The following is a 15,388-nucleotide window of genomic DNA, read 5'->3' as shown; positions in this document are numbered from 1 at the left end:
CACAAAGTTTATCGCGGGGTGGAGCAGCCCGGTAGCTCGTCAGGCTCATAACCTGAAGGCCGCAGGTTCAAATCCTGCCCCCGCAACCAAAACCATCTGAATACAACAAAAAGCCCCGCAAAAAAATGCGGGGCTTTCCGCGTTCTAGGCGTAAGGTGAGAAAAAGGGGGAAGGCGGCAGATCGCGATCGAGTTAGCGCGAAAGTTTTGCCTTGTTCGACCGGGGTGAACCGCGATAAGCCGCTAACAGATAAATAGCACCGTTTGACGGGACAGATATAATGACGACGCAGACCACCAGCCACGGCCTCAATGACCTTTCCTCACTTGTTCAGCAGCTCTCGGACAAGGTGGAGCCGGATCTGATCGAGATCCGCCGTGATATTCACGCCCATCCCGAAACCGGCTTCGATGTGGAGCGGACGGCTGGTGTCGTGGCGCGCGAGTTGGAGCGTCTCGGCATCGAGCATCAGACCGGCATTGGCCGCACCGGGGTTGTGGGGCTGATCAAGGGCGGGCGTCCGGGGCCGACGCTGGTTATCCGCGCCGACATGGACGCGCTGCCCATCGAGGAGCAGACCGGCCTGCCTTTTGCCAGCACCCATCAGGGCAAGATGCATGCCTGTGGTCATGATCTCCACACGGCGACGCTGATCGGTATTGGCAGCGTGCTCAAGGAAATCGCCCCGCGCCTAAGCGGCAATGTGAAGCTGATGTTCCAGCCCGCCGAGGAAACACTGGAAAGCGGCGCCCGCGCCATGATCGCGGATGGCATTCTGGATGATGTGGACTATGCGCTCGGCTTTCATAACCAGCCTGAAGAACCGACCGGCACTTTCACCTTCGTCGAAGGTGTTGCCAATGGTTCGTCGGACGAGTTCGATATCACCGTTCATGCGGCTTCCGGCCATGCGGCCCGTCCGCATCAGGCTGTTGATCCGATTGTTGCGACGGCGCAGCTGATCAACCAGCTGCAGACGGTGGTATCGCGCGAGGTGGACCCGATGCACACGGCTGTGCTCACCATCGGTTCGATCCATGGCGGTCACACCCATAATATCATCCCGGATGCGGTGACGCTGATGGGCACGGTCCGTTGTCAGGATGCGGCAACGCGCGATGTGGTCGAAGCTGCGGTGCGCCGCATCTGTGCCGGGCTTGAAGCGTCCATGCGGGTGCGCTGCGAAATCAATTATGTGCGCGGCGTGCCGTCAATGGTGTCCGATCCTTATCTGATCGAGACAACGGGTGCGGCCATTCGCGAACACTACGGCGATGTCTATTTCAAGCGCGGCGGCAGTCTCGGCTCGGAAGACTTTGCTCTGGTGGCCGAGAAGGTGCCGTCGTTCCAGCTGGGCGTCGGCGCGTCGCAGGAAGGCCGCAACGACAAGCTGCACAATTCCGATTATCAGCCGGACGAACGCTCGATTGCAAATGGTGTCGTCGCGCTGTCGCTGGCGGCGATCCGTATTCTTTCCTGATGTAAAAAAGGCGGCTGAAAAGCCGCCTTTTTTCTTTGAACCTAGAGCATTTCCAGCAAAAGTGCGTAGCGGTTTTGCGTAGGATAATGCGTAAAAACAAATAAATAGAGCGGTTCCACGATTCCGTTTTAACCGGAACCGCTCTAGACGCGAACTTACGCGCAGAGATATTTGCTCGACAATGCGTGGATGTGGTTGGTGCCGATGCCGCAGCAACCGCCGATAATGCCTGCGCCATTCTTCACCCAGCGCTGCGCCCAGACGCCATAGGCATCCGGATCGAGATCGGCGCGTACTTCCGTCACCGTGGCATTGGCTTCCTCGTCGCCCTGCTGCGACGGGAAGGCATTGGCATAAACGCCGACCGGAATATCCTTGCCGAGTTCATCGAATACTTTTTTGGCTGCCAGAATGGCGGCGTCCATGACTTCCGGCATGGCGCAATTGAACAGCAGCGCTTCTGCGCCGATTTCTGCGGCCAGACGTGCACCTTCGGCGACGGTTTCGCCCGAACGAAGCTGGGCTTCGCCCATATCTTCCGGCGCAACATCGTCACGCAGCGTATAGGAAACCCATAGCGGCTTGCCGGTGCTGCGGGTGGCCTCATGGGCAGCTTTCACTTCGGCGAGGCTGCTTTGGGTTTCGGCAAGCCAGAGATCAACCGATGGCGCAAGACCGTCAACCAGAACGCCGAGCAATTCGCCCGCACGGGCCGGATCGAACAAGTCAGGCTGGTAAGAGCCGAAGACCGGGGGCAGTGAACCGGCGACCTTCACGTCGCGGTCGGACGCATCGACGGCTTCGCGGGCAATGGTGCCGGAAAGAGCTGCGAGCTTGCGACCGTCGGCGGCAAAGCGCTCTTCGCCGATATGGAACGGCACGACCGCATAGCTGTTGGTGGTGATGACATCGGCACCGGCGGCAATATAGCCGTCATGCACTTCGCGCACGAATTGTGGGCCTTCCATCAGGGCAAGCGCCGACCATTCCGGCTGGCGGAACGGTGCGCCGACGCGCTCCAGTTCGCGGCCCATGCCGCCGTCGAGAATGATTGCCCCGGTGCGCGCGTTGTTGGTCATGAGGTCTTGTCCTTTCAGATATTGTCCTGTGCCGTGCTGGCGCGTGCGGCAATGATGCCGTCGAGCCAGCCGGGTTCCATTTGCGGAACAGAAGCCAGAAGTTTGGCCGTATAGTCGTCGAAGGGCGGCGTCAGCACGCTGGCCTTTGGGCCATAGCGAACCACACGCCCGCGATGCATGACCGCGATACTGTCGGCGATGGCGCGCACAATGGCCAGATCGTGCGTCACAAAGAGATAGGATGTCCCGGTCTCGTTTTGCACCCTGCGCAGCAGATCGAGAATGCCTTCGGCCACCAGCGGATCGAGCGCCGAGGTGGGCTCGTCGCAAAGCAGCAGCTTTGGCCGCGCGGCAAGCGCACGCGCAATGCAGACGCGCTGCTTCTGGCCGCCGGAAAGTTCAGCCGGATAGCGCTCCAGAACGGTCTGCGGCAGCTCGATGCGATCCATCAGTTCGGCCACGGCCTTGCGCCGGTCTGCGCGACCCATGCCGAAATAGAACTGCAACGGGCGTCCGACGATATCGGCAATGGTGCGGCGGGGATTGAGCGCCAGATCGGGCAACTGGCTGATCATCTGGATATTGCGCAGTGTTTCCTTCGACCGGCCTTCAAGGCGCGGCGACAGAACGGCTCCGTCGAAGCGAATTTCACCGGTGGTTGGCGGCAGAAGCCCGCAAACCACGCGGGCCAGCGTCGATTTACCGGAACCCGACTCGCCGACAATGGCAAGGGTGCGGCCCTTTTCCAGTTCAAGCGAAATGTCGCTTAGCACCGGATTGGCAGGGTCATAGGCAGCGCTGATCCTGCTGACGATCAGGAGCGGTTCGGTAGCTTGTGGCTTACCTTCCACTTCCTTTTGGCGCACGGCAACGAGCTGGCGCGTATAATCTTCGCGCGGCGCATCGAATATCTGGCGAACGGGTCCTTGTTCGACCATGCGGCCATGACGCAACACCATGATGTCGTCGGCGATCTGGGCGACGACCGCGAGGTCGTGCGAGATATAAAGTGCTGCTGTGCCGGTGGTTTCGATCGCCTTCTTGATGGCGATCAGCACTTCGATCTGGGTGGTCACGTCAAGCGCGGTGGTCGGTTCGTCGAAGACCACGAGATCGGGCTTCGGGCAAAGCGCCATGGCGGTCATGGCGCGCTGCAACTGACCGCCCGATACCTGATGCGGATAACGTTCGCCGAAATGCTCCGGATCCGGCAGGCCGAGCATGGCAAAGAGTTCTATCGCGCGCTTTTTGGCTTCCGCGCGCTTCATCAAGCCGTGCCAGACGGTGGCTTCGATAACCTGATCGATCAGGCGATGGGCGGGGTTGAAGGCAGCAGCTGCGGATTGCGCCACATAGGCGACATGGCTGCCGCGCATTGCCTGCATGTCCTTGCGCGACAGCGACAGAATGTTGCTGCCATCGAGCGTCACGGTCCCGCCGGTAATCTGCAAGCCGCCGCGCGCGTGTCCGAGCGCTGCAAGGCCGATGGTCGATTTGCCCGCGCCGGATTCGCCGATGAGGCCAAGCACACGACCTTTGGCAAGGGTCAGGTCGACCTTGTCGACGACAATGCCGTCGTCGGAACGGATTTCCAGACCGGTGATTTTCAGCAAGGGTTCAGCCCCAGTCTCAACCATTGTCCTGCGCACCCCGCTTCAGGCTCGACGTGCGCTGCAAGACCCAATCGACGACGAAATTGACGCTGATCGCCAGAGCCGCAATGGTGCCGCCGGGAATAAGCGCGGCGAAGACACCGAACATCAACCCGTCCTTGTTGTCTTTCACCAGACTGCCCCAATCGGCCACTGGCGGCTGTACGCCAAGCCCCAGGAAAGACAGGGTAGAGAGGAACAGGATTGCAAAGACGAAGCGCAAACCGAATTCGGCCAGCAGCGGCGACAATGCGTTGGGCAGGATTTCGTTGAAGATAATCCAGCCTTTGCTCTCGCCACGCAGGCGTGCAATTTCCACATAGTCCAGCACCACCACATCCGAAGCGATGGCGCGGCTGACGCGGAAAACGCGGGTCGCTTCCAGCACGGCCATGACGGCGATGAGCACGAACACGCTTTTCGGCAGAACGGCGAGCACAACCAGCGCGAAGATCAGCGTGGGGATCGCCATGAGCAGGTCATTGGTGCGCGACAAAAGCTGGTCCGGCCAGCCCTTGGAGAGTGCAGCAAGAAAGCCAAGCGGCACGCCAATTGCAAAAGCGGCGATGGTCGAGGCAGCGGCAATCGACAGTGTCAGTCGCGTGCCCCAGATGACGCGGGACAGGAGATCGCGGCCGATATTGTCCGTGCCAAGCAGAGCTTGCGGCGAGGGGCCTTGCCACACGGCACCCACCACTTCCGAAATTGGGTGCGGCGCCAGAAAATCTGCAAAAATGGCAACAAACAGGAAGAAGGCGATACCGCCGAAACCGATGATCGCCAGCAGGGCTGAGGATTGCTTGCGCTTTTTCATCGCGGGTGCCTCAGCCGTGGATTGGTCAGGATCACAATGACATCGGCGATGATGTTGAGGCCGATATAGACGGCGGCAAAGATCAGCCCGCAGGCCTGCACCACCGGCACGTCACGCTTGGCGACGTGATCGACCATATATTGCCCCATGCCGGGATAAACGAAGATCACCTCAACCACCACGACGCCGACCACCAGATAGGCAAGGTTCAGCGCAATCACATTGATGACCGGCGACAGCGCATTGGGCAATGCGTGTTTCAAAAGGATGCGCCAGCGCGGCAGGCCCTTGAGCTGTGCAGTCTCGATATAGGGCGACGACATGACCGAAAGCAGCGAGGCGCGTGTCATCCGCACCATATGGCCGGTCACGGCAATCACCAGTGTCATGCAGGGCAGGGCCACAGCCGTCAGGCGCTGCCAGCCGCTCATCGACGACGTGACGAGTGCGCTTGATGGCAGCAGGCCGAGTGAAATCGCCAGATAGGCGATCAGAATATAGGCCACGAAGAATTCCGGCAGCGATATGGTGGCAAGTGTTGCCACAGCTATGCCCCGGTCTATCACCGTACCGGCATAAAGAACGGAGATAATGCCGAGCAGAAGCGCCAGCGGTATCGCGAACAGCGCCGACATGGCAGCAAGATAGAGCGTGTTCGACAGGCGCGGCGCTATGCTTTTGGCGATGTCCTGCCGGTTGGAATAGCTGCGGCCAAGATCGCCTTGCACGGCATTGACCAGCCATTCGGAATAGCGCTGGATTGCCGGTCGCTCGAGGCCGAGTTCCTTGCGGATACTTTCGACGGCCTGCGGGGTCGCCTGCTGGCCGAGCATGGCGGTTGCCACATCGCCGGGCAGGATTTGCGTGCCTGCGAAAATGACCACTGAAATCGCCCAGAGCAACACGATGCCAAGCAGAATGCGCCGCACGATCAACCCGAGAAGCGAGTTGCTGCGCAGAAAACCACCGGAACGTTTGCGTGAGGAAGGCCTATAGGCTCCCGCGACGGCGGCTTGCGCGTCGATATCGGGTCGCTCTGTCGGCATGTCTGTCATTCGTGGCTCAGTGTTGGGGCGTCGATCTGCCCCGGAGAAAACCTTGCGGCAAAAGGGTTGCCCGGTTTGGGACCTGCAACGTGTTAATGGTTCACCGCGCCGCTGCCAAGCCCTGTTTGGACCTCACATCGATTTTCTATAAGTTTGCTTCCAGTTCGGAATGTGTCTCAACGACGAGCGGGGAGATAAAAAGCAAAAATCCCGGACGAAGCCGGGATTTTGATAGTGCCTGCTGGAAACTGGAGCGGGCGAAGGGATTCGAACCCTCGACCCCAACCTTGGCAAGGTTGTGCTCTACCCCTGAGCTACACCCGCTCGCGCCAGTTTCGACCTGAAAACGTTTCCGAAGGAAGTCGTTTCCGTCAGGCAGGCGGTATATGAACCAACGCATTGCAGATTGCAACAGGCAAAACGAGCCTTTCGATGGAAAATTTTTCATCGCTGTGGATGAACGAAATCATGCTCCCACACGACCAGCGCCAAGGCGTGAAAAGCTGATTACCGATGCAAACAGCGCAAAGCCCGAAGCGATGAACAGAATATAGGGCGTGCCTTCCACACCCCATTGCGACAGCAGGAACGCCACGAAGGCCGCACCCAGCGATTGGCCGAGCAGGCGGGCCGTGCCGAGCATACCGCTTGCAGCGCCGGAACGGGCACGCGGTGTCGATGTGATCATCATGCGGTTGTTCGGCGCCTGAAACAGGCCGAAGCCAATGCCGCAAATGGCCATGCGCCAGCAAATATCGCCAATCGTCGGATGGGCGGGCAACATGCCGACCAGTGCCAGCCCGGCTGCAAAGGTGATGAGGCCGAGCAGACCCAGAATCGCCGGGGAATGTTTATCCGAAAGCTTGCCGGACAAAGGCGCAACCAATGCCAGCGCAATCGGCCATGGCATCATGAGAAAACCGACCTCGATCGGCTTGAAACCGAACACGGTCTGGAACAGGAATGGCAACGAGATGAAGGCCATCATCTGCGCCAGGAACGACATGATCGACGTGCAGATTGAGAGCGTGAATACCGGAATACGCAACAGATCGAGCGGCAAGAGCGGGTCTGTGGTGCGCAGCGAGCGCCGCGTCAGCAGGATACCCGCTACGAGACAGGCTACGGCCTGAAGCACGACGACAGTTTTGCTGATTTCGTTGCCTGCACTGTCGATGGTCGTGATCAGAAGCCCGATGGTCAGGGCGCTGAGGATGGCGCTGACGACATCGAACTTGCGCGCCGAGCGCTCATTCTCCGGCAGGGTCCGGATACCCATCGCAACCGCTGCGATGCCGAGCGGAATATTGATGACGAAGAGCCACGGCCAGGTGAGCGAGGACAGGATCACACCTGCAAGCGTCGGTCCGATGGTCGAGGAAACCGCGACAAAGAGGGCATTGAGGCCGATGGCAGTACCGAATTTCGCCTGCGGAACAGTATAGCGTAACAGCGCAGTGTTGACGCTCATCAGCCCTGCTGCGCCCAATCCCTGCACGATGCGCGCAAGGGTCAGCGTTTCGAGCGAGCGTGCGAAGACACAAGCCACCGATGCGACGGTGAACAGCGAAACGCCCGCCAGATAGATGCGGCGATAGCCATAGATTTCGCCGAGCGCTGCCAGCGGCAACAGGCTGATGACGATGGCGAGCTGGTAGCCGTTGACGATCCAGATCGAGGCGGCGGGACCGGCGGAAAAATCGGCGGCGATTGTCGGCAAGGCGACATTGGCAATGGTGCCGTCGATGACGGCAAGCGTCAAACCGACCATCAAGGTAGCCCATGCCCAATAGATTCTAGGCTTGGGCAATCCGTCCGGTGCGACGGACGTGCCTTGCTTGATGACGGTTTCGTGCTTCATGTCATTGACCAGTCTGAGGGATGGCAGCAACCTTAACCCGATTGGGAAGGTGAGCAAGCTATCTAACCCAAAAATGCCCGCCGAACAGCGTTTTTGCCCGATAAATTGATCGGGTAACGCTATTGTGTGCCGTTTGCGGGCGAAACGGGCAGGTTCATCACCCGCGCATAGTGGCGGGGATTGAAACTGAGATAGAGCGGGCAGATCGCCGCGACCAGCACGAGGTGCATGATCCAGCCCGCAGCAAAGCCGCCGGTGATGTTGTGGAGCAGCGCCGTTGCGACAGGTCCAAGTGCTGCAATCAGAAAGCCGCCGCCCTGCATCATGGCGGCCAGAGCGCCTGCTTCATCCGGTTTCGGCAAATGATCGAGCGAGGTGATCATCGCAAGCGCGAAACTGCCGCCGAGACCCGCACCGCAGATCGCCGACCACAGAACGGGCGAGATATCGGGCGCGAAGGCAAGCCCGGCAAATCCGACAGCCTGCATCAACAGGCTGAAAAGCAGCCATGGGCGGCGGTCGACGCTGCGTCTTGCGAGCGTGGGCAGCGCAAAGGCGCTCAACGCCTGCGCAATCGCCATGGTGGCGACAAGGCTGCCCGTCGCCGAGGCCTCAAGCCCGAGCGTCTGATAATAAGGCGCAAGCCATGCGACCATTGAGGAATAGCCAGCATTGACGAGACCGAATGCGGCCATCAGCGCCCATGTGCGCGGACGCCGCAGCAGTGTGGCGGTGATGCCCGACTTTTGGCGCGTTGCTTTCGTTGCGCTCGGGCCGTCTTTCAGGATTGGCACGGCGGCAATCAGCGCGAGCACGGCGGGAATGGCCAGCAAAGAGAGCGCATAGCGCCAGTTATGGGCGGCACCGGCAAGCCATGGCGCCAGCCGTGCGCCGAGCGCGCCGCCGCCCATGATGGTTGCGGAATAAAGCCCGGTGATCGTGGCGATGGAGGACGGAAATCTGGCCTTGATGAGACCGGGCATAAGCGCCTGTATCATGGCAACGCCAGCGCCGCAGAGAATGGCCGTGATAATCAGTGACAGGCCGTCTGGCACGATACCGCGCAGCGCCGATCCGGCCGCGAGGATTGCGAGTGCTGCGAACATGCTGCGGCGTGTACCGAAAAGCGACTGGATGCGCGGGGCAACGAATGCCCCAAGCCCCATCAGCAGCATTGGCAGAAAGGTCAGAAGCGAAAGCGCACCGAAGCCCATGCCCGTATCGGCGGCAATATCTGACAGAACCGGCCCCGGTCCCGTCAGGAAAGGCCGCAAATTGAGGCCGATCAGGGCGACGAGCGCGACAAGAGCAATGGGAGCGGTCTGGTTGCCGCCGGTGCTGGCATGGTTGTTCTGCATGATGAGACTTTATTATGTGCCGCTGCGATCCTGCCATGTGCGCAGCAGGCGCTCGCCTTCTTCCGATGGACAATGTTCAAAGCGGATACCGGTCTGCGCGCTGACGGGCTTGACCAGTTCAGCGGCGATTTTGGCGGTGGACAGGCCGTAGGGTTCGGCCTGTTCGTTGGAATTGGCAAACAGGATCTTGTCGACGCCCGCCATGCGCATGGCCGCGAAGCACATGGGGCAGGGCTGGCCGCTGGCATAGACGGCGCAACCGTCGAGACGCGGCGATTGCAGGGCCTTACCCGCTGCACGCAGCGCCAGCAATTCGGCATGGGCGGTCGGGTCGCATTCGGCCTGCATGCGGTTGACGCCGGTGGCAATGACGTCTCCGTCCTTGACCACCACCGCGCCGAACGGACGCCCGCCCTGTTCGATATTGTCGAAGGCAAGCGCTATGGCCTGATCGAGAAAGGCGCGGTCGGTGCTCATTTCGCGCCTGCCTTTTCAAGAAGGGCGACCATTGGCGCAAAGCCGCGCTGGCGCGCATGCTGCAATGGCGTCACGCCGTCCTTGTCGGCAAGGTTCACATCGGCACCGGCATCGATCAACTGCCTGACGATTTCGACATGGCGTTCGCCGCCATCGCCCAGAATGACGGCTTCCAGCAAGGCGGTCCAGTGAAGCTTGTTGACGTGATCGACATTCACGCCCGCTGCAATCAGCGTGCGCACCGTCTCGACATGGCCGCGCTCGGAAGCCGGGATCAGCGCCGTTCCACCATAACGGTTGGTGCTTTTCAGGTCGGCACCGTGGGCGAGCGTCAGTTTCAGGATTTCTAGATGGCCGCGCGCCCCCGCATAAAGATAGGGGCTGTCATTGATCGCGTCCTTGGCATTCACATTCGCGCCCGCCTCGATCAGAGCGCGTGCAACATCGATGCGATTGGCGTGGGTCGCGGCGAGCAGGGCCGTTTCGCCATTTTTACCGCGCGCTTCAAGATCGGCTCCGGCCTTGATGGCGGCATTCACGGCGGCGAGGTTGCCGCTGCTGGCTGCTTCGATAAGGCCGGTTTCAGTTTGTGCGATGGCCTGATGGCCGGGCAAGGTGGGTTCGCTCATGACAATCGCTCCTGCAATCAATGCCAAGGCACTCAAGCTGAATAGTGTTCGGCGCATTTGCGGCCCTCCTTGGTTGACCGTTTTCATACAGCCTGGCTGTTATATTTGAAAATTAAATGTTGAACTGATATTCAGTGGATTTATGAATGCTATGTTCAATCTCGATTTGATGCGGGCTTTCGTCACCGTTGTCGACAGCCGGAGCTTCACGGTTGCCGCGCAGCAATTGCATTCGACGCAATCGACCATCAGCCAGAAAATATTGCGGCTGGAAGAGGCGGCAGGGCAGGCCTTGCTGGAGCGGGCGCGCCGCGATGTGCGACCCACCGATGCAGGGGAAAAGCTGCTTGGCTATGCGCGGCGCATGCTGCACCTGCATGACGAGGCCGCTGCTGCCATGACCGGCAGCGCGCTTGCGACGGTGTTTCGTCTGGGGCTGCCGGAAGATTTCGCGTCGCGGCTGGTTACGCCTGCCTTGGCGGCTTTCATGCGGGAACATCCGAATATCAAGCTGGAAGTAACGAGCGGTCTCAGCCGCGATTTGCAGAAAGGTTTCGAGACGGGTGATTTTGATCTCGTGATGGTCAAGCAAAAGCGCGGCGAGACGGCTGGCAAGATGCGCTGGCCGGAGCCCTTGACCTGGCTTGAGAGTGCGGACTTTCCGGTGTCGTCAATGTCGCGGCTTGAACCGCTGCCGCTGGTCGCCTTTCCGCCGAACGGGCTTTATCGCAGCGACATGATGGAGGCGCTCGACCGGATCGGCAGGCCTTGGCATGTGGTGTTCACCAGTTCCAGTCTGGTGAGCATTCAAAGTGCCGTGGCGGAGGGACTTGGCGTCAGCCTGTTGCCGACGCGCGTTATTTTGCCCGCCCATCGCGCCGTGCCGGAGCTTGCGGGACTGCCTGTGGTCGAGCCGATGGAAATCGTCATCCGGCACATGGATCACGGCCCCGAACAGATCCGGCAACTGGCCGGGATATTGGCTGAAACAGTGGAAAGCTAAGTGTCTGTTGCAAAAGTCACCATTCCGGTCTGCAAACGGCAATTTGAGATTTGCATGCGCAGAATCTGATCCGAAAAGTCTGCAACTTTTCAGGATTGTGCAAGGCTTCCCGTGCTCACGTACCCAAAAGTACGGCACAAGCTCCGGTTCTCGAAATCGCCATTTTCGCCATGGCCTGCCGCCTTTTTGATTCAGAGACGAAGCGTCCACCCATGTTTGGTGTGACTCTTTGCTTTACCGGCGTGACTCCGCTTGACTCTTCGGAAGGCCGGGTGTTTTTGCCGGAAGTGCTTTATCGCTACAGAAATGCCGACAGGATAGCCTCACGCCATTACAATAAAGTCTCTTTCGCCCGCTGCGACAGCCAAGCGGCATGGCTTTTGCTTTAAGCAGACGGGAGATACTTTACGGGAATAAGACAATGTCCAACTCAACCACCATCCACAACGACGGAAATACACTGTTTCCGATCGTTCTTTCCATCGTTGCCGCTGCGGCAACCGGCGTTCTCTGGGCTTATGCCAATCCGATCCAGCTGGTTCCGGGCGTGATCCAGTGGCGCATTTTTGCTTTCCTGCCGCCGCTGGTCGGTATTTTGCTGGGCCGCAAGAGCGGCTTCATCTGCGGCTATCTCGGCACGATCATCTGGTCGCTGCTCGCTGGCACCTTCATTCCTGCGCATTCGCTGCTCATCGACGGCATCATGGTTGGCCTGACCGGCCTGATCCCCGGCATCCTGTTCGATCCGAAGACCACGACTTTCAATCGCGCCACGCTGATTAAAATTGCAGCGACCTGCCTGATTGTTGGCCTCTTGATGGTTGCCGCCGTTTCGGCAAGCCTTGCCTATCTTGGCATTTTCCCATTCTGGTGGGCTGTCATGTATCTCGGTCTTTCCGATATCGTTCCGATGCTGATTGGCACCCCGCTTTTGGTGGTTCCGGCCCTGAAGATTCTCAAGGGCGCGCATCCGTCCGGTTTCACGCGTTTCTGAGAGCGGGCCCGGAAAAGTGCTCCAACTGCAGAATGTTAAAGTGGGCTTTGGCGATTCCGTTCTGGCAATCGCCGAGGCCAGCCTCGATATCCGTGACGGCGAACGCCTTCTGGTCTGCGGCGCGGGCGGCAGTGGCAAGACCACGCTGCTCAACGCCGCATCCGGCATTGTGCCGCGTCTGATCACCCCGCAGGTTTTCGGCGGCGATGTGACGCTGAACGGCAAGCTCATCTCTTCCATGTCGAAGGATGAGCTGTTCAGCACGGTCGGTGTGGTTTCGCAGAATGTGGAAGACCAGCTCTGGGATCTCAGCGTCGAAGACCTGATTGCCTTTCCGCTGGAAAATCGCGGCCTTGCCAAAGACGCCGTCCGCACGCGGATTGACGATCTTCTCAACGAGCTTGAACTGAACGCCTTGCGTGGCCGTCGGGTGCTCACCCTTTCGGGCGGCGAGCGGCGGATGGTTGCCATGGCCGCCGCACTGGCTGCCGAGCCGAAGCTCCTGATCCTCGACGAGCCGACCACGGGTCTTGATCCGGCGGCGCGTCAGCGCCTCGTGCGGGTTCTCAAAAAGCTCGGTGCCGAAATTCCGGCCCTGCTGATTGCCGAACAGGATCCTGCCTCCTTGCAGGCTGTCGTCACCGATGTCGGTCTGGTGAAGGAAGGCAAGCTTGCGCCTGTCGTGCCGCTTGCTTCCATCATCAATGATGCGGGAGCCTGGGAAGATGCGGGTGTTCTGCCGCCTGTGGCGGTGCGCAAGCGCCTTGCCGGTGGCAAGGCCGATGGTCAGGTGCTTGTTTCCGTGTCGGGCATCAAGACCCAGCTTCAGCGCCGTGATGGCCAGCCTGTCCTTGAAGACGTGAATTTCCAGATACGGGCGGGCGAGGTCGTCGGTCTGATTGGCAAGAATGGCGCGGGCAAGACCACGCTGTTCCAGTCCATTCTGGGCCTTCAGAAAATTGCGGCCGGCTCAATCACCATTGGCGGCGAGAATGCCGACAAATGGACGGCTGCAAAGCGTGCCCGTTCGGTTGCCTATCTGCCGCAGAACATGCGCCGGATTCTGTTCAACATGACGGTGCTGGAAGAGGTGGTTTTCGCCATCACAGCGGCAACCCGCGCGCCGAAGGATGACGCCATCACCGCCCGCGCAACCGCTTGCCTGCACAAATACGGTCTGGGCGGTCACGAGGAAACCAACCCGTTTGCGCTTTCCTCGCGGCAGCAGGCCTTGCTTGGTCTCGCTTGTGCGGAAGCGGCGGGCGCTTCGGTTGCCATTCTCGACGAGCCGCTTCTGGCGCGCGATCTCAACGGTCGCCGTATGCTGGAACTGTTCCTCGAAACCGCACTCAGCGAAAACCGTGCCGTGATGCTGATCTCGCACGATCTGGAACTGGTGGACGATGTGTCGTCCCGTGTCATGATCCTCGATAACGGCCATGTCACTTTCGATGGCGATGTGGATGCGTCCTGGGCTTCCGATGCCTATGGCGCACTGGGCTGGCCCAAGCCGCGTGTCGTCGAGACGGGAGAAGCCGCATGAAAATCTTCTACGATTTGAACTTCTTCGTGAAGCTCGTCGCGGCTTTTCTGGTCATGCTTGCAGCCTGGCTGGTGCCCGGCTGGCATTATGGCGTGCCGCTGGCGCTGGTGACGGTCGGCTTTCTGGTGCTGGTCAAGGTGCCGGGCCTGCGCGGCTATCTCAAGGGTGCGATGCTGTTGACGCTGCTCGTCATGGCGAGCTGGATTCTCAATCTCGTGCTGCAAGGCATGGCCTTCGTGGATACGCTGCCGATTGCCGCCGGTATGGCGGCGCGACTGGTGACGACCACGGCGGCCTTCTATTTTGTGATGGAAACCAGCACGCCGGGCTCCATTCTGGCAGCGGCAAGCGCTGCGCGTCTGCCGCCTATGGTAACGCTGGTGCTGTCGCTGACCTTCGGCATCATCCCGATGCTGCGCGAGGATTTCGAACGTATCGCGGATGCCCAGCGCGCCCGCGGCATGGAAATCGATGACGTCTCCTTCCCCATGCGCCTGCGTTTTGCGCTGGCGCGCGGTGTTCCGCTTCTGGTGCAGGCAATCCGCATGGCGCATGCCATTTCGCTTTCGCTCGCCATTTATGGCTTCGACACCAAGCGCAAGCGCACCACTTGGCGCAATGTCGGCCTGCTGGTCGAATCACGGCTCAATACCAAGGACGTAAAACGATGACTGAAGACAGCACGAAACTCTCCGGCAACGGACAGGTCTGGACCGTCGATGTGGCAGGCCGCAAGGTCGATCTGCCGATTGTGCCGATCAATCCGAACTTCGCCATTTCCCTGATGATGGTCATTGATCTTGGTGTTCGCTTTGGCGAACATGTGGGCAAGGCGCTCGCCGAAAAGCTGGCGCCGCTGAAGCCCGATGTGATCGTCGGCGCTGCAACGCTCGGTATTCCGGTGGCGATTGAAGTGTCGCGCGCGCTTGGTCTCGACGATTATGTGGTTTTGCAGAAGTCGCCGAAAATCCATCTCGGCGATGCGCTGGTGCAGACGATTTCCTCGATCACCTCCAAGGGCGAGCAGCGTCTGCTTCTCGACCGTCAGGCAATCCCGCTTCTCAAGGGAAAGCGCGTGGTCGTGGTGGACGATGTCGTGGCATCCGGTTCGAGCCTCAAGGGTTCGGTCGAACTGGTGCGCAAGGCAGGTGGCGAGGTCGTCGGCATCGGCGTCATCCTCACCGAAGCCAAGGACTGGCAGGCAAAACTGGGCGACGACGTGAAGCTGCTTCACAGCCTCGCGCATATTCCGCAGTTCGACAATCAGGATGGCGAGTGGAAGCCCATCGCCGACAGTTTCTTGTAAAAAACTGTCGCTCGCTCGCATTCACGCACTTTAAAAACGCCGCGCTTGTCGCGGCGTTTTTTATGCGCTTTGCACAGTGTTTCGCGTGGGCCTCATTCTCCAGAATTATCGGTCGTCAACAGGCTTTCATCTTTTCAGAAAAGTCG

General features: G+C 59.8%; 15 protein-coding genes and 2 tRNA genes. 8 read left to right on the top strand and 9 right to left on the bottom strand.

The features are described from left to right. Positions 1 to 12: 12 nt before the first annotated feature. Together FGI60_RS23880 and FGI60_RS23875 are read left to right on the top strand one after the other, a co-directional pair. Positions 13 to 89: transfer RNA gene (locus FGI60_RS23880), tRNA-Met, on the top strand. Between the two features lie 191 nt (positions 90 to 280). Then, on the top strand, positions 281 to 1,480 hold the full coding sequence (locus FGI60_RS23875) for a M20 metallopeptidase family protein (protein ID WP_138787273.1): 1,200 nt from the start codon (positions 281 to 283) through the stop codon (positions 1,478 to 1,480). Positions 1,481 to 1,635: 155 nt separating this feature from the next. Here the strand turns inward: FGI60_RS23875 and FGI60_RS23870 are convergent, their stop codons facing one another. The 9 genes from FGI60_RS23870 to FGI60_RS23830 all read right to left on the bottom strand — a co-directional run bounded on the left by FGI60_RS23870 (position 1,636) and on the right by FGI60_RS23830 (position 10,396). Further along, a complete protein-coding gene (locus tag FGI60_RS23870) occupies positions 1,636 to 2,559 on the bottom strand; it encodes a homocysteine S-methyltransferase family protein (RefSeq protein ID WP_138787272.1) in 924 nt (307 codons plus the stop codon). A gap of 14 nt (positions 2,560 to 2,573) precedes the next feature. Then, on the bottom strand, positions 2,574 to 4,196 hold the full coding sequence (locus FGI60_RS23865) for an ABC transporter ATP-binding protein (RefSeq protein ID WP_138787271.1): 1,623 nt from the start codon (positions 4,194 to 4,196) through the stop codon (positions 2,574 to 2,576). Further along, positions 4,189 to 5,025, bottom strand: coding sequence for an ABC transporter permease (locus tag FGI60_RS23860; protein ID WP_138787270.1), 837 nt, complete (start codon positions 5,023 to 5,025; stop codon positions 4,189 to 4,191). Before FGI60_RS23860 ends, FGI60_RS23865 begins: the two co-directional genes overlap by 8 nt. Continuing rightward, the gene (locus tag FGI60_RS23855; RefSeq protein ID WP_138787277.1) at positions 5,022 to 6,071 is read right to left on the bottom strand and encodes an ABC transporter permease; all 1,050 of its coding nucleotides are present in this window, start codon (positions 6,069 to 6,071) and stop codon (positions 5,022 to 5,024) included. Before FGI60_RS23855 ends, FGI60_RS23860 begins: the two co-directional genes overlap by 4 nt. A 249-nt stretch (positions 6,072 to 6,320) precedes the next feature. Further along, positions 6,321 to 6,395: transfer RNA gene (locus FGI60_RS23850), tRNA-Gly, on the bottom strand. Between the two features lie 142 nt (positions 6,396 to 6,537). Continuing rightward, complete coding sequence (locus FGI60_RS23845) at positions 6,538 to 7,932, bottom strand: MFS transporter (RefSeq protein WP_138787269.1); 1,395 nt, start codon at positions 7,930 to 7,932, stop codon at positions 6,538 to 6,540. 119 nt (positions 7,933 to 8,051) lie between these two features. Further along, entirely contained in the window at positions 8,052 to 9,290 is a 1,239-nt protein-coding gene (locus FGI60_RS23840; protein ID WP_171058847.1) for a cyanate transporter, read from the bottom strand. Positions 9,291 to 9,302: 12 nt separating this feature from the next. Next, positions 9,303 to 9,767 (bottom strand): nucleoside deaminase, encoded by a 465-nt coding sequence (locus FGI60_RS23835; protein WP_138787267.1) that lies wholly within the window; start codon positions 9,765 to 9,767, stop codon positions 9,303 to 9,305. After that, complete coding sequence (locus FGI60_RS23830; RefSeq protein WP_235889921.1) at positions 9,764 to 10,396, bottom strand: ankyrin repeat domain-containing protein; 633 nt, start codon at positions 10,394 to 10,396, stop codon at positions 9,764 to 9,766. Before FGI60_RS23830 ends, FGI60_RS23835 begins: the two co-directional genes overlap by 4 nt. A 151-nt stretch (positions 10,397 to 10,547) precedes the next feature. Between FGI60_RS23830 and FGI60_RS23825 the strand changes: the two genes are divergently transcribed. Genes FGI60_RS23825 through FGI60_RS23800 form a run of 6 tightly spaced genes read left to right on the top strand, consistent with a single transcriptional unit; the run spans position 10,548 to position 15,242 of the window. Then, the gene (locus tag FGI60_RS23825; RefSeq protein ID WP_235889920.1) at positions 10,548 to 11,399 is read left to right on the top strand and encodes a LysR family transcriptional regulator; all 852 of its coding nucleotides are present in this window, start codon (positions 10,548 to 10,550) and stop codon (positions 11,397 to 11,399) included. Between the two features lie 50 nt (positions 11,400 to 11,449). Next, positions 11,450 to 11,788, top strand: a complete 339-nt coding sequence (locus FGI60_RS23820; protein ID WP_138787264.1) for a hypothetical protein — start codon at positions 11,450 to 11,452, stop codon at positions 11,786 to 11,788. A gap of 32 nt (positions 11,789 to 11,820) precedes the next feature. Beyond that, positions 11,821 to 12,393 (top strand): aminotriazole resistance protein, encoded by a 573-nt coding sequence (locus FGI60_RS23815; protein ID WP_021586547.1) that lies wholly within the window; start codon positions 11,821 to 11,823, stop codon positions 12,391 to 12,393. 40 nt (positions 12,394 to 12,433) lie between these two features. After that, the gene (locus tag FGI60_RS23810) at positions 12,434 to 13,936 is read left to right on the top strand and encodes an ABC transporter ATP-binding protein (protein WP_235889919.1); all 1,503 of its coding nucleotides are present in this window, start codon (positions 12,434 to 12,436) and stop codon (positions 13,934 to 13,936) included. Then, complete coding sequence (locus FGI60_RS23805) at positions 13,933 to 14,607, top strand: energy-coupling factor transporter transmembrane component T family protein (protein ID WP_109989879.1); 675 nt, start codon at positions 13,933 to 13,935, stop codon at positions 14,605 to 14,607. The genes FGI60_RS23810 and FGI60_RS23805 overlap by 4 nt, the downstream gene beginning before the upstream one ends. After that, positions 14,604 to 15,242, top strand: coding sequence for a phosphoribosyltransferase family protein (locus tag FGI60_RS23800; protein WP_138787262.1), 639 nt, complete (start codon positions 14,604 to 14,606; stop codon positions 15,240 to 15,242). Before FGI60_RS23805 ends, FGI60_RS23800 begins: the two co-directional genes overlap by 4 nt. Positions 15,243 to 15,388: the final 146 nt, after the last annotated feature.

Source organism: Brucella haematophila, from assembly GCF_005938105.1.
In the GTDB taxonomy this organism is placed as follows: Bacteria; Pseudomonadota; Alphaproteobacteria; order Rhizobiales; family Rhizobiaceae; genus Brucella; species Brucella haematophila.
Note: the sequence above shows the minus strand (reverse complement) of the source record. Positions and strands in the feature narration are given on the sequence as shown.

Coding starts and splice junctions, on each gene's coding strand:
- FGI60_RS23875 (WP_138787273.1), top strand. CDS start 281: ATGACGACGCAGACCACCAGCCACGGCCTCAATGACCTTTCCTCACTT.
- FGI60_RS23870 (WP_138787272.1), bottom strand. CDS start 2,559: ATGACCAACAACGCGCGCACCGGGGCAATCATTCTCGACGGCGGCATG.
- FGI60_RS23865 (WP_138787271.1), bottom strand. CDS start 4,196: ATGGTTGAGACTGGGGCTGAACCCTTGCTGAAAATCACCGGTCTGGAA.
- FGI60_RS23860 (WP_138787270.1), bottom strand. CDS start 5,025: ATGAAAAAGCGCAAGCAATCCTCAGCCCTGCTGGCGATCATCGGTTTC.
- FGI60_RS23855 (WP_138787277.1), bottom strand. CDS start 6,071: ATGCCGACAGAGCGACCCGATATCGACGCGCAAGCCGCCGTCGCGGGA.
- FGI60_RS23845 (WP_138787269.1), bottom strand. CDS start 7,932: ATGAAGCACGAAACCGTCATCAAGCAAGGCACGTCCGTCGCACCGGAC.
- FGI60_RS23840 (WP_171058847.1), bottom strand. CDS start 9,290: ATGCAGAACAACCATGCCAGCACCGGCGGCAACCAGACCGCTCCCATT.
- FGI60_RS23835 (WP_138787267.1), bottom strand. CDS start 9,767: ATGAGCACCGACCGCGCCTTTCTCGATCAGGCCATAGCGCTTGCCTTC.
- FGI60_RS23830 (WP_235889921.1), bottom strand. CDS start 10,396: ATGAGCGAACCCACCTTGCCCGGCCATCAGGCCATCGCACAAACTGAA.
- FGI60_RS23825 (WP_235889920.1), top strand. CDS start 10,548: ATGTTCAATCTCGATTTGATGCGGGCTTTCGTCACCGTTGTCGACAGC.
- FGI60_RS23815 (WP_021586547.1), top strand. CDS start 11,821: ATGTCCAACTCAACCACCATCCACAACGACGGAAATACACTGTTTCCG.
- FGI60_RS23805 (WP_109989879.1), top strand. CDS start 13,933: ATGAAAATCTTCTACGATTTGAACTTCTTCGTGAAGCTCGTCGCGGCT.
- FGI60_RS23800 (WP_138787262.1), top strand. CDS start 14,604: ATGACTGAAGACAGCACGAAACTCTCCGGCAACGGACAGGTCTGGACC.